Source organism: Streptomyces sp. NPDC051987 (assembly GCF_040680735.1).
Lineage (GTDB): Bacteria > Actinomycetota > Actinomycetes > Streptomycetales > Streptomycetaceae > Streptomyces.
In genome coordinates, this window is the sequence record NZ_JBFAXI010000006.1 from 1 (window position 1) to 13147 (window position 13147).

Consider the following 13147-nt stretch of genomic DNA (forward strand, 5'->3'; position numbering starts at 1 on the left):
GTATCGAAACGGAACTATTTGTCCGAGTTAGAAGCATCGTCGCAGGTCACAGTATGCTCAAGAAACGGGTTCGATTCCCGTCCGCCTCCGTCCCCCGCCCGCCTCCGGCAGCGTCGGTGCGTGCCGTCCACGCGCTCCGTGTACCCGTGGGCGTCGAGGTACTCCAGCAGCGGCACGGCCACCCGCCGGGTGGTGTCCAGGGCCTGCCGGGCCTCGCTCAGCGTGAACGGCTGGGGCAGCTGTGCGAGGACGGCGGCCGCCCGCGCGTCCGCGCCCGGCAGCAGCACGATCCCGTCGGCGATCCGCAGCAGCGCCCCGGCCGCCTCCGCCGCGGCCACCGCCCGGCGGGAGAGCCCCAGTCCGGAAAGCCGGGCGGCGTCCGGGGCGTGGAAGGGGGCGCGGTCGAGGTCCGCGCGCACGGCCTCCACCGCCTTCTGCACCGGGGGCGGCAGGGGCGGCCGCCGCTCCTGACCGCCGTACAGGCGGCCCTGGTGGACGGTGAGCCCGGGGGTCGCGGCGGCGAGCGCGTCGACCAGGGCCCGGTCGGGCAGGTCCAGCAGCCGGCGGGCGGCCTCGGTGGGCAGCCCGGGGTCCAGCGGATGGCCTTCGGCGTGCCGGTCCACCGCCTCGGCAAGGCTCCCGCCCAGCCGCGCCCAGTGGTCCGCGTCGGCGAGCCAGTCCCCGGCCACGGGCGCGACCGGCGCCGGGACGCCCATCGCGAGCAGCTCCGGACGCCGGATCAGTCCGCGCCTGCGCAGCTCCGCCGCTCCGTCCGGGGCACCGCGCAGGCCCGCCAGTTCGGCCGCCCGCGCCCGCCCCGCGCCCCGCCGGGCCAGCCGCGGCGGCCGGACGTCCAGCACGGTCGCGGCAGAGGGCACGCGCCGGCCGCCCGGTTCGCGCAGCACCGCGCGGTCGCCGACGCGCAACGGCAGCTCACGGGCCAGGGCGAGCCGGGCGGTGTCCTCGCCCAGCGGGCGGACGGTCACCGGGACGGCGGCGGTGCCGAGGTGCAGGGTCACGCTCCGGGGCAGGTCGGCGACGGCCTCCCCGGTGACCCGGACGTCCACCAGGCCGGTATGCAGCCAGCGCCCCGGGGTCAGCAGCACGTCCCCGCGCCGCAGCTCGCCGACGCCGGGGCCGTGCACGTTGACGGCCACGCGGGCGACCCCGCGCACGGCGGAGCGGTCCTCGTGCAGGGACTGGAGGCCGCGGACCCGCAGCGCGGCCCTGTCGTCACCGCCTGTCACCAGCCGGTCCCCGACTCGCAGGGTGCCGGCCCCGAGCGTGCCGGTGACCACCGTGCCGTGTCCCCGTACCGTGAACGCCCGGTCCAGCCAGAGCCGGACGTCCGCGGCGGCGGACGGAACCGGCAGCCGGTCCGCCAGCTTTCCCAGTTCCAGGCGGAGTTCGTCGAGTCCGGCGCCGGTCACCGCGCTCACCGCGACGGCGGGGACCGTGCCGAGCGAGGTGGCCGCAAGCCGTTCGCGGGCGTCGGCCAGCACGGGCGCCGGGTCCGCCAGGTCGCTGCGGCTGACGGCTAGGACGGCGTGCCGTACCCCGAGGGCGTCGAGGATCGCCAGGTGCTCCTCGGACTGCGGCTGCCAGCCCTGGTCGGCGGCCACCACGAACAGCACCGCGGGCACCGGGCCGACACCGGCGAGCATCGTCGCCACGAACCTCTCGTGGCCCGGCACGTCCACGAAGGCGAGTTCCTCGCCGTCCGCGCCGAGCCGGGTCCACACGAACCCGAGGTCCAGGGTGAGCCCCCGGCGGCGCTCCTCCTCGAACCGGTCGGGTTCCATGCCCGTCAAGGCCCGCACCAGGGCGGACTTGCCGTGGTCCACGTGTCCCGCGGTGGCCAGCACCCGCATGGCGGCACCCGCCCCCTATCCGTGCGCGGCGGCTCGGACCGCCCCGGCCAGCCGGACGTCGTCCTCCGGCGGCACCGAACGCAGGTCGAGCAGGCAGCGCCCCGCCTCCAGCCGCCCGACCACCGGGACCCGCCCGGCCCGCAGCAGGGCGGCGAACGGCTCGGGCAACGACAGCGCGGCACTGGGCAGCGTCACGCCGGGTGCCCCGCCTCCGCCGACCGTGGCGGCACTGTCCACGGCCCGCGCGTCGATGCCGTCGGCGGCGAGCGAGGCGGCGAGCCGGTCGGCGCGCTCGCACAGGACGGTGGGGTCGGCGGTCAGCGCGGCGGCGGTCGGCGTGGGCGGTCCGGTGAGGGTGGCCTCCAGGGCGGCCAGGGTCAGCTTGTCCACGCGCAGGGCGCGGGCGAGCGGATGCCGGGCGAGGGCGCGGACCAGGTTCTCCTCGCCGAGCAGGAGTCCGCACTGCGGCCCGCCGAGCAGTTTGTCGCCGCTCGCCGTGACCAGGGCGGCGCCGGCCCGCAGCTGGGTCGTGGCGTCCGGCTCGTCCGGCAGCAGCGGGTGCGGGCCGAGCAGCCCGGAGCCGATGTCGACGACGACCGGGACACCGAGCCCGGTGAGTTCGCGCACCTCGGCGGCCCGGGTGAACCCGGTGATCCGGAAGTTGGACGGGTGCACCTTCAGCACGAACGCGGTGTCGGGGCCGACCACGGCGGCGTAGTCGGCGGCGGTGGTGCGGTTGGTGGTGCCCACCTCGCGCAGCCGGGCACCCGTGGACACCAGCAGGTCGGGCAGCCGGAACCCGTCGCCGATCTCCACCATCTCGCCGCGGCTGACGACGATCTCCCTGCCTGCGGCGAGCGCGGTCGCGGCCAGCACCAGCGCGGCCGCGCCGTTGTTGACGACGTGCACGGCCCCCGCCGCCGGGACCCGGTCGGCCAGCGCCCGCAACGCCGTGCGCCCGCGCCGGGCCCGTACCCCGGTGTCCAGGTCCAGCTCCACGTCGGTGGGCCCCGCGGCCCCGGCCACCGCGCGCCGGGCCGCGTCCGACAGCGGCGCCCGGCCCAGGTTGGTGTGCAGGAGCACGCCGGTCGCGTTGATCACCGGGCGCAGCCCGCACGCCGTGTCCGGGAGCAGCGCGAGCGCCGCTCCCGCCACGTCCTGCGGCGCCACCCGCCCGGCCCGCGCCCGCTCCTGCGCCTCCCGGACGGCGGCCTTGACCACGGGCGCGCCGAGCAGCCGCGCGGCCTCGGCCAGCCGTGGCTCCCGCAACAGGACATCGGTACGCGGCACCCGCCGGCGCACGTCGGACCCCGGCCGGGCGGTGCCGGACGGCCCCTGCCCCGGCTCCACGCCCTTCTCCTGCGCTGCGTCCCGCGGACCCATGCGGCTCCCGTCCCTCCGCCCCGCCTCCGACTGCCCGAGCACTACCACCGTCCTCCAGTGCCCCCCGGCGGGCCCTCCGACACGCGGAGAGCGTCCGGCGCACACCACCGCCGCGGCACCCACCGCCATCCGGGCCCGAGACAGACCGGCAGTGCCGGGCGGCCATCCCGTGCAAGTGATCGCCGACGCGTCGGCCCACGCGCCGGGCGTGGTGGTCGGCACCCGGGGACATGGTGGTCGGCACCCGGGGACGCGGTGGTCTCACCGGCCTGCAACGGGGCTCGGGCAGCCAGGGCGTGCTGCACCACGGCCGCTGCCCGGTCCTCGTCGTCCCGTCCGTCGCCGGCCGAGCCGCCGGCTGCCGTGGGTCCACTTGGTCCCCCGCCGGGTCCATGCGGCCCATGCCCCGCCGCGGTGGTGATCGTCCACGCTGGAAGGGGGCCCGGCGAAGGGAGTCATCGTGACCGCTCACCACGTGGACGCGAACGCGCTCACCGCGCTCGTGGCCGACGCCACGGCGGCGCCGTCGCAGCACAACGCGCAGCCGTGGCGGTTCCGTCATCTCGCCGCCGAGGGTGTGCTGCGCCTGTACGCCGACATGTCACGCGCGCTGCCGCGCACCGACCCGGACGATCGTGGCCTGCACCTGGGCTGCGGTGCGGCCCTGTTCAATCTGCGGGTGGCCGCCGCTGCGGCGGGACGGGCCCCGGTGGTACGGCTGCTGCCGGACCCGGCGGACCCGGCGCTCCTCGCCGAAGTGGCCCTGAACGGCGCCGGACGGCCCGATCCGGCACTCACCGCGCTGTACCCGGCGATCCCGCGGCGCCATTCCAGCCGTCACCCCTACGAGGAGCGGCCGGTCCCGGCCGGCCTGCGGCAGGCGATGCGCGAGGCCGCCGGCGCGGAGGGCGCGCAGCTGGCCTTCCCCGGCGCCTGGCATGTGCAGGAACTGCTGGAGCTGGTGCGGGACGCCGAGGGCCGCGAGGCACTCGACGCCGGCGTGCGCGCCGAGACGGTCCGCTGGGCCCGGACCGGGCCCGCGGGTCCCCGGGAGGCGTCGGACGGGATCCCCGCCGAGGCGTTCGGGCCCGGCCGCTACGGCCGGGCGACCCCGGTGCGCGACTTCGCCGCCGGACGGCCGGTGCCCGGCCGCGGCTGGGCGGTGTTCGAGAGGAACCCGCAGATCGCGCTGCTGGGTACCGCACACGACGGACCGGTGGACTGGCTGCGCGCGGGCCAGGCCCTGGAGCGGGTCCTGCTCCTGGCCACGGTCGGCGGACTGGTCACTTCGATGACGTCCCAGGCCTTGGAGTGGCCGGAGCTGCGCTGGGTGACCCGCGACCCGGGTTCCGCCATGGCCCATGTGCAGATGGTCGTCCGGCTCGGCTACGGCCCGGTGGGCAGTCCCAGCCCGCGGCGCCCGGTGGCCGAGGTGCTCGACGTCGTCTGAGAAGCGGTCCCCCGTGAGGAGTTGCCGGATGAAGATCTCCGAGGTGATGACCGCGCCGCCGGTGACGGTCGCACCGGACGTACGGCTGGCGGAGGCGGCCCGGCGGATGGCCGAGGCCGCCGTCGGATCGGTCCTCGTCGTGGACGACGCGGGGGCACTGCTGGGCATCGTCACCGACCGCGACATCGCGCTGCGCGGCCTGGGCGGCGGCCTGGGCCAGGACGCGGAGGTCCGTGCGGTCATGTCGGACCGGGTGGTCACCGTCGCGGCGGGTGACGACCTCCAGGCGGCCTACCAGGCGTTCCGCCGCACCGGGGTGCGCCGGCTGCCGGTGCTGGAGCTGGGCCGGGTGACGGGCATGCTGACGGTCGACGACCTGTTCCTCGACGTCTTCCGCCGACTGGCCGACCTGCTGGGGCCGGTCGCCCGGACCGTGCTCCAGGAACCCCCGGGCCACGACTCGGGGGACGGGGCACCGCCCGGGTTCTGAACCGGTTTCCGGGGCCACCCGCGGGCGAGGCTGCGCCCCTCTCCCCGGCGGGTCCGTCGGCGCGACGACACCCGATCCGAGCGGACGCCGAACCGGACCGGGGCGGCGTCACGGGCGAACGGTCTGCGTGCGGGCCAACGGTCTGCGTGCGGGCCAACGGTCCCCGTACGGGGGAACGTCTCGTCCGGTGCGCCTGGCGGGGGGCTCGTGGGGGAACAGTGCGCGGGAGCGCGGGACGAAGGGCCGGGCGGGTGGAGGAGGACATGATGGGTCAGCCCGTGCTGGCGGGTGTCGACGGGTCCGAGCACAGTCTCGCCGCGGCCGAATGGGCGGCGCGGGAAGCGGTGCTGCGGGGCGTGCCCCTGCACCTCGTGCACGCCGCTCCGCCGCTGCCCGGCGACGTCCTTCCGGACCAGGCCCGGCAGACGCTGCACCAGGTGGGCGAGCGCATCGTCCACGGCGTGGTCTCCGACCTCTGTGCCCTGCACCCGGATCTGCGGGTGTGCGGCGAGCAGAGCGCCGACGCCCCGGCCGAGGCGCTGCTGTCCCGGGCGGGCGATGCGGGGCTGCTGGTGCTGGGGGCGCGGGGCTCGGGCGGCTTCGACGGCCTCGCGGTCGGCTCGGTGGCCCTTCGGGTGGCGGCCGCGGCCGGCTGCCCCGTCGTCCTGGTGCCCGCACGGCGGCCCGGCGGTTTCGGGAACGCCATGGGTGCGGCGGGCGCCGTCCGTCCGGTGGTGGTGGGTTTCGGCGCGCGTCGGCCGGTCGCGCAGGCGGCGGACTTCGCGTTCGCGGCGGCCCGGTCGCGCGGCGCGGTGCTCCGGGTGGTGCGGGCCTGGGCCCTGCCCGCCGAGGCCGTGTCCCCCCGGACCCTGTTCGTGGCCGCGGAGGACCGGGCCACCTGGGAGGACCAGGAGGTCCAGCGGCTCGCCGACGCGCTGCGTGCCCTGCGGGAGAGGCACCCGGAGGTGACGGTCCGCGCCGACGTCGTCCTGCTGCATCCCGCGCAGGCGCTCCTGAACACCTCCCGCGGAGCCGGTCTGCTGGTCGTGGGCCGGGGCGGCGGCGCGGACCGGCTGGGACCGGTCACGCACGCCGTGCTGCACCACGCCGGCTGCCCGGTGGCGGTCGTGCCGCACGACGGCTGACGTCCGCGGAGGCAGCGCAACGGTCCCGGGCGTCGGGGAGCGTTCCGGCCGTCAGCCGAAGAACACCTCGAACTCGTCGTACAGCGACGGGTCGACCACCTTGGTCCTGGCCTGGGCGTCGGGGACAGGGACCCGTACGATCCGGGTGCCCTGCAGGGCGACCATGGTGCCGAAGGCGCCGTCCTTGACCGCGTCGACCGCGTGCAGCCCGAAGCGGGTGGCCAGCCACCGGTCGAAGGCGCTCGGTGTGCCGCCGCGCTGGACGTGGCCGAGCACCGTCGTGCGGGCGTCCGTGCCGGTGCGCTCCGAGATCTCCCGGGCCAGCCAGTCACCGATCCCGGACAGCCGCACATGGCCGTACTCGTCGAGCGACCGGTCCTTGAGGACCATCTGCCCCTCCTTGGGGACGGCTCCCTCGGCGGTGACGACGATCGGCGCGTAGTGGGTCTCGAAGCGGCTCCTCACCCAGGCGCACACCTGATCGATGTCGAACGGTCGTTCAGGGACGAGGATCACGTTGGCACCGCCCGCGACGCCGGCGTGCAGGGCGATCCAGCCGGAGTGCCGGCCCATCACCTCCACCACCAGGGTCCGCATGTGCGACTCGGCGGTGGTGTGCAGGCGGTCGATGGCCTCGGTCGCGATCCCCACGGCCGTGTCGAAGCCGAAGGTGTAGTCGGTGCCGGGCACATCGTTGTCGATGGTCTTCGGCACGCCGACGATCGCGATCCCCTGACGGCTCAGCTCGGCGGCGACGCCCAGCGTGTCCTCGCCGCCGATCGCGACCAGGGCGTCGATGCCGTGCGCCGTGAGGGTGTCCCGGATGCGGCGCACGCCGTCCTCGTGCTTGAACGGGTTGGTACGGGAGGACCCGAGGATGGTGCCGCCGCGCGGCAGGATCCCCCGCACCTCGGGAACGCCCAGCGGCACCACGCGGCCCCGCAGTGCGCCGAGCCAGCCGTCGCGGAGGCCGGCGAACTCGAAGCCGTACTCCTGGACCCCCTTGCGGACGACACTGCGGATGACGGCGTTCAGACCGGGGCAGTCACCGCCGCCGGTCAGCACTCCTACCTTCATGTTCCCTCCCCCTCTGTGGCTGGGTGAGGTGCTCGGACGGTCCTGAGATCCATTCTGGGCGACGGCGCTTCCGCAGGCGAGCGGCGCCGGCCGCACCGCTCCGCGGACAGGCGGCGACACGGCAGGCCCCCTTCACGGGGGCCTGCCGTGTCGTCGTGCGTTCCCTGAGGTCAGAGCAGCCAGGGGTGGCGGCTGACGAAGGGCAGCCGGGCCCAGAGCCTGCCCAGGCCCCAGACCGTGCCGGCGCCGACGGCCGCGAGGGCGACCAGGACGACGGCGTAGACGAGGTGGTAGTCGGCGAACGGGTTGGTGGACATGCTCGCCGAGCCGTCCGCGAGGTGCCTGGCCGGCGGCCACTCGGCGATCCACATGAACGCCATCATCAAGGTGCCGGCGACCGCGGCGATCCGCAGGCCGACGCCCGCGATCAGCGCGAGGCCGATGCCGAGCAGGCCGAGCATGAACAGCCAGTCCGCCCAGCCCTGTCCGGCCCAGTCGTGGAACGTCGACCGCATCGGACCGGCGGCGACACCGCTGAGGAAGCCCTTGGTGGGCGAGCCGCCGTCGATCCAGCCCTTGCCGGACGGCGTGGCGTAGCCGAAGCCGAACGTCTTGTCCAGGAACGCCCACAGGAAGACGAACCCGGTCACCAGGCGGAGCCCGGCGAGCGCGTACGCGCTGGTCGCCGTCGCCGACGCGGTCGTCACCTCAGCGGACGCGGGCGCCGTACCGGTGCGGCGCGGGGACGGCAGGCGGAAGCCCGGGTGCCGACGGGGGTGGTCGTGGTGGACTGCCATGATGGTCATCCCTTCCAGGGGGTGGTGCGGGTTTCCGACGACTCTCGGTGCACCTTCAATGTCCCCCTGTGGCGGCCGCCCCGCAGGGGGCCGCACCGCCCGTCCCGCGGGGCCGAACGTCCCTCCTGCGGAGGGACGTTGAGTACCCGTCAGCCGGGCGGGAGGGTCAGTGGTCCGCGTCGTCGTGCGAGGCGGTCTTCGAGTAGCCGTCGTGCCAGGCCGCCTTCGCGCCCGAGTCGCCGATGCGGTAGACGTCCACCACGGCGCCCGCCGCCACCACCACCGAGAGGATCACGGCCGCCACGCGCACCGGGGCGGCGGACCAGGCCGTGCCCTTGGCGTCCGGCCGCGGCTCGGCGGTGGCGCGGGTGCGCCACCAGACCAGGGCCGCCAGGAGGAAGAGGCCGCCGGCCCACGGGAGCAGACCGTCGCCGAGCTCGGCGTGCCGTTCCACCAGGGCGTTGTCCGTGACATGCTGCTCCAGCCATTCACCGGCGTGGGTCGTCAGCGGCACGCTGAGCAGCGAGACCAGAGCGAGCACAGGCAGGACCACGCCCATGCGCCGGGCGGCTCGCGGAGAGATCGCCGCGACCACGAGCGCCAGCGCGGTCAGCGGGACGAGCACCACGACGAGGTGCACGAACAGAACATGGGCGGGCAGGCCGTTTATCTGGGTCATGAACAGGTCCTCGGATGAGTCGGTCAGGGGTCGGTACGGAAGGCGCCTCAGCGTTGCACAGGAACCTCTCAGTCACCTCTGAGGGGGCTCTCACCCCTCAGTCACCGTCCGGAAGCACCAGCCGGCAGGTGTCCCCGGGCTCCACCGGGATCACGCGGTCGGGGAGCCGGATGCGGATCGGCGCCCGGTCCGAGGCGGGCACCAGCACCTCCAGCCGTCCGCGACGCAGGCGCAGCCGGACGCCCCAGTGCCCCCGGTAGCGCAGGGACATCGCGTACGAGGAGAGTTCCGGCAGCGGCACCGGATCGAGCCAGAGCGCTCCCTCGCGGGTCTCCAGTCCGGTCAGTCCCCGCTGGACGAGGTCGAGGGTGCCCGCCATCGCGCCGAGGTGGATCCCCTCCCCGGTGGTGCCGCCCTGGAGGTCGGCGATGTCGCCGCGCAGGGCCTCCTGGACGAACGTCCACGCGTCCGCGCGCCGGGCACGGGCCAGGACCCAGCCGTGGACCAGGCCGCTGAGGGTGGAGCCGTGGCTGGTCCGGCGCAGGTAGTAGTCGACCGTGCGCGCCCAGGTCCGGTCGTCCAGGGGGTGGCCCAGCCGCTCGAAGAGGGACCGGAGTTCGGCCGGTGAGAAGAGATAGCCCAGCATCAGGACGTCGGCCTGCTTGGACGCCTTGTAGCGGTTGACGCTGTCGCCTTCCGCCTCCAGGATCCGGTCCAGGCGGCGGATGTCGTCGTAGCGCTCGCGGTAGCCGGGCCAGTCGAGTTCGGCGAGGTCGCCGTAGCCCTCGAACTGGCTGATGACGCCGTCGTGGAAGGGGATGTGCAGGGTGTGCGACACGTCCTCCCAGTGGGCGAGTTCGGCGTCGTCCAGGCCGGTGCGTGCGGTGAGTTCACGGCGGCGTGGTCCGGGCAGCAGGTACAGCAGTTCGAGGGCGCGGGTGAGCACCCAGGCGGCGGTGACGTTCGTGTAGGCGTTGTCGTCGAGGCCGGGTTCCGGTGCGTCCGGGTAGGCGTCGTGGTACTCGTCCGGCCCGACGACACCGCGGATGCGGTGGCGGCCGAGCCGGTCGTCCCAGATGGCCGAGTCGGCCCAGAAGCGGGCGATCTCCAGGAGTGTCTCGGCGCCCTCGGTGTCCCGGAAGCCGGTGTCGCCGCTGGCCTCGCAGTACTGCCACACGTTGTACGCGATCGCCGAGCCGACGTGCCACTGGAGCCGCGAGTGGTCCGGGAGCCAGCGCCCGGAGCGGGGGTTGAGGTGCAGCGCCTGGGACTCCTCACGGCCGTCGCTGCCGCTCTGCCAGGGGTACAGCGCGCCGCGCCGGCCCAGGGCGGCGGCGGCCTCGCGGGCCCGGCCCAGCCGCCGGTGGCGGTAGCGCAGCAGGGCGCGCGAGACCTCCGGGAAGTGCAGGTTGAGGAAGGGCAGGACGAACAGCTCGTCCCAGAAGACATGACCGCGGTAGGCCTCGCCGTGCAGTCCGCGGGCCGGTACGCCGACGTCCAGGTCGGCCGTGTGCGGGGACAGGGTCTGCAGGACGTGGAAGAGGTGCAGCCGCAGGATCCGCCCGGCCCGGCCGGGAACGTCCAGCTCGGCCTGGCGCCAGAGGTGTGCCCACGCCTCGCGGTGCGCCGCGACGAGGGAGCCGAAACCGGGGGCGGCGGCGACCCGGTCGACGGCGGCCCGCAGGGGGTCGCCGATCGCGGGGTCGCGTGAGGTGTGGACGGCCGCGATCTTGTCGACGACGCGGGTGCGTCCGGGGGTGAGCGGGAGCAGGAGGCGCTGCACGGCGCGCGTCGGCGCCGCGGTCGCCCCGGTGACCGGTACGTCGCTCACCAGCCGGGCCGCCATGCCGATCCGGATGTCCGAGGTACGGGTACGGCAGTGCAGCCACACCGTGTCCGGGACGGCCACCCCGCTGTGCACGTCGGTCAGGTGGCGGCCGTCGAGGTCGCGGTAGCGAGGCACCCCGGCGTTGCTGACCTCCCCGTCGAGCGCGGCCTCGACCTCCAGCTCCCCGGCGTGGCCCTGGGCGGTGAACTCGGTGCGCAGGGCGGCCAGGTGCGGGTCGGACATGTGGACGAGGCGCTGCTGGCGGACGTAGAGCACGCCGCCGTCGCCGAGGGCGAAGCGGGTGCGGCGCTCCAGGAGCCCGGTGGCGAGGTGCAGGACCTGCCGGTGGTCGAGCACCGTGGCGGTGTCCGGGGTGAGCCAGTCGCCGCCGGGCAGCCGGAACCGGAGCGGCAGCCAGTTGGGGAGGTTGACCATGTCCTCGTTCTCGACGGTCCCGAGGGCCCCGGCGTTCTCGGCGTTCTCGGCGTTCTCGGCGTTCTGGGCGTTGTGGGCGTTGTGGGCGTTGTGGGCGTTCTCTACCTGGTTGACCGCCACCTGGGAGGTGAGCCGGTCGTAGCAGCCGGCCACGTAGGTGCCGGGATAGTGCACGTCGTCCGCGGCGCACTCGGGCAGTGCGCCGCGGGTGGCGAAGTAGCCGTTTCCCACCGTGCACAGCGACTCCCGCAGCCGTTCGTCGGCGGGCAGGTAGCCCTCGTACTCCCAGGTCCAGCCGCTCACTTCGGCTCCCGGCCCTCGAACCGCTCTCCCGGGCGCGGCACGGCGATCCCGGCGCCCCAACGATCACACCGGCTGCGGGACGATCGCCACCGGGCACGCCGCGTGGTGCAGCAGGGTGTGGGCCACCCGGCCCAGCTGAAGGCCGGCGGCTCCGTGCCGCCGCCTGGCCCCGAGGACGACGAGGTCGGCGGCGGCCGAGCGGTGCACCAGAATCCGGTGGGCCGGTCCCTCGGCGGTCACGCTGCGGACCCGGACCTCCGGATGGCCGGCCACGGCTTCGCCGAGCACCCTGTCGAGCAGCGCCGACGCCTCCTCCTCGGGTCGCCGGGCGGCCTCCGCGAGTGACGCGTGACCGACGATCTCGTGGGCGGGGAAGCGCCAGGCCCGGACGACGTCCAGGGTGCTCCCGCGGACCTCGGCCTCCCGGAAGGCGAACCGCACGGCCTCCCCCGCGGTGGCGGGCTCCCCCGCGCCCAGCAGGATCCGCTCGTGGCCGCCGGCCAGGCCGGCCTTGTCGCCCCGGACCACGATCACCGGGCAGTGCGCCCTCCCCGCCACCGCCAGGCCGACCGATCCGAGCAGCAGCCCGGCCAGCTCGCCCCGGCCGCGGCTGCCGGTGACCAGGGCGTGTGCCTCGTAGCCCTCGTGCAGCAGGGCGCGCACCGGGTCGTCGGGGAGGATGTCGGTGGTGACCTTCACGTCCGGACCGCTCCGCGCGGCGCGCTCGGCCGCGGAGGCGACGACGTGTTCGGCCAGCACACGTTCCGAGGGCCGTTCCGTGCCGTCGAGCGGGACTCCGCCCTCGTAGCGCTCCCACCGGGAGGCGTACACCAGCCGCAGCGGGATGTCGTGGCGGGCGGCCTCCGCCACCGCCCAGTCGACCGCGAGCAGGCTTCCGTCCGATCCGTCGACGCCTACGACCAGGGGGAGGGTCATCGTCCCCACCGCCTTTCGTCGGACTGCCACGTCGTGCAGCAGGGGGCTCCGATGCCACCCTCCCACCGTCCGGCAGCGGGCCGCAGGGGCCGATCGGCCCGTTCGCGTACCCGACCAGCCCCTGTCGGCGCCGAGCCCCCGCCGGAGCCTGAGACCCGGGCCCGCCGGACCGGGGGGCTCCCGGAGCGGCGCAGCGAGATCCCCGTCGCGGTCGGCATGACGCGTCGCCTCGACGGGGTCGTCGACGTCGTCGGCGGCCTCACCTGCCGGACCGACGACAGGCACCTGCCGCGGGCCGAGCAGCACGTCGCCGCTCCTGGTCAGGGCGTGTCGCCGGAGTAGTGGAAGCGGCAGGCGACACCGGGGCCCGGGGTGCGCGGTTCGCCGGGGCGTGGGTCGTACAGGGCGCGGCCGCCGGGCCAGCGTGACAGTTCGGTGGGCAGCGCGGCGCCGTCGGCGACGTCCTCCTGGCGCCAGCCGGTGATGTCCAGCAGCAGTCCGTCCAGCGGGCCGCCCACGAGAGCGGCGTACGTCCGGTGCGGCAGCGGGCCGGGGTCGGGATCGTCGTGGTCGTGGCCGTAGACCCGGCCGCGCAGCAGCTGCTCGTCTCCGTTCATACCGGTCAGCCTCGCAGCCGCCACTGACAACGCGGTCCGGCCCAGGTCACCCGCGGACGGCGGGGCCGAGGCCGAACGACCCCTTGCCGGGCCCGCATGGCCCGTGGCGGGCGGGTCCGGCTCCGCACACCCTGGG

13 protein-coding genes are annotated in these 13147 nt (G+C 75.4%); 5 read left to right on the forward strand and 8 right to left on the reverse strand.

Annotated elements, in window-relative coordinates; translation table 11 throughout:
• Positions 1-14: 14 nt before the first annotated feature.
• Both AB0M11_RS04815 and selA read right to left on the reverse strand, forming a co-directional pair.
• Positions 15-1871: a SelB C-terminal domain-containing protein gene (locus AB0M11_RS04815; protein WP_365701370.1), complete on the reverse strand. Its 1857-nt coding sequence runs from the start codon at positions 1869-1871 to the stop codon at positions 15-17.
• Between the two features lie 15 nt (positions 1872-1886).
• Positions 1887-3254, reverse strand: a complete 1368-nt coding sequence (gene selA, locus AB0M11_RS04820; RefSeq protein ID WP_365701373.1) for an L-seryl-tRNA(Sec) selenium transferase — start codon at positions 3252-3254, stop codon at positions 1887-1889.
• Positions 3255-3484: 230 nt separating this feature from the next.
• On the opposite strand from selA, the gene AB0M11_RS04825 reads away from it, so the two are divergent.
• From AB0M11_RS04825 to AB0M11_RS04840, 4 genes are all read left to right on the forward strand, one after another.
• Positions 3485-3718 (forward strand): universal stress protein, encoded by a 234-nt coding sequence (locus AB0M11_RS04825; protein WP_365701375.1) that lies wholly within the window; start codon positions 3485-3487, stop codon positions 3716-3718.
• Positions 3715-4704, forward strand: coding sequence for a nitroreductase family protein (locus AB0M11_RS04830; RefSeq protein WP_365701377.1), 990 nt, complete (start codon positions 3715-3717; stop codon positions 4702-4704). The genes AB0M11_RS04825 and AB0M11_RS04830 overlap by 4 nt, the downstream gene beginning before the upstream one ends.
• 28 nt (positions 4705-4732) lie before the next feature.
• Entirely contained in the window at positions 4733-5194 is a 462-nt protein-coding gene (locus AB0M11_RS04835; RefSeq protein WP_365701380.1) for a CBS domain-containing protein, read from the forward strand.
• A 263-nt stretch (positions 5195-5457) separates the two neighbouring features.
• On the forward strand, positions 5458-6339 hold the full coding sequence (locus tag AB0M11_RS04840; RefSeq protein WP_365701382.1) for a universal stress protein: 882 nt from the start codon (positions 5458-5460) through the stop codon (positions 6337-6339).
• 51 nt (positions 6340-6390) lie between these two features.
• Here AB0M11_RS04840 and AB0M11_RS04845 read toward each other — a convergent pair whose 3' ends face one another.
• The 5 genes from AB0M11_RS04845 to AB0M11_RS04865 form a co-directional block, all read right to left on the reverse strand.
• Positions 6391-7416 (reverse strand): 6-phosphofructokinase, encoded by a 1026-nt coding sequence (locus AB0M11_RS04845; RefSeq protein WP_365701384.1) that lies wholly within the window; start codon positions 7414-7416, stop codon positions 6391-6393.
• A gap of 170 nt (positions 7417-7586) precedes the next feature.
• A complete protein-coding gene (locus tag AB0M11_RS04850) occupies positions 7587-8213 on the reverse strand; it encodes a hypothetical protein (protein ID WP_365701386.1) in 627 nt (208 codons plus the stop codon).
• A 166-nt stretch (positions 8214-8379) separates the two neighbouring features.
• On the reverse strand, positions 8380-8892 hold the full coding sequence (locus tag AB0M11_RS04855; protein ID WP_365701388.1) for a DUF2231 domain-containing protein: 513 nt from the start codon (positions 8890-8892) through the stop codon (positions 8380-8382).
• Positions 8893-8989: 97 nt separating this feature from the next.
• Complete coding sequence (locus AB0M11_RS04860; RefSeq protein WP_365701390.1) at positions 8990-11458, reverse strand: glycosyl hydrolase family 65 protein; 2469 nt, start codon at positions 11456-11458, stop codon at positions 8990-8992.
• A gap of 63 nt (positions 11459-11521) precedes the next feature.
• A complete protein-coding gene (locus AB0M11_RS04865) occupies positions 11522-12394 on the reverse strand; it encodes a universal stress protein (RefSeq protein ID WP_365701393.1) in 873 nt (290 codons plus the stop codon).
• Positions 12395-12610: 216 nt separating this feature from the next.
• On the opposite strand from AB0M11_RS04865, the gene AB0M11_RS04870 reads away from it, so the two are divergent.
• Positions 12611-12736 (forward strand): hypothetical protein, encoded by a 126-nt coding sequence (locus AB0M11_RS04870; protein WP_365701395.1) that lies wholly within the window; start codon positions 12611-12613, stop codon positions 12734-12736.
• Here the strand turns inward: AB0M11_RS04870 and AB0M11_RS04875 are convergent.
• Positions 12715-13011, reverse strand: a complete 297-nt coding sequence (locus tag AB0M11_RS04875; RefSeq protein ID WP_365701397.1) for a hypothetical protein — start codon at positions 13009-13011, stop codon at positions 12715-12717. The two genes, AB0M11_RS04870 and AB0M11_RS04875, sit on opposite strands and share 22 nt — an antisense overlap.
• Positions 13012-13147 lie beyond the last annotated feature (136 nt).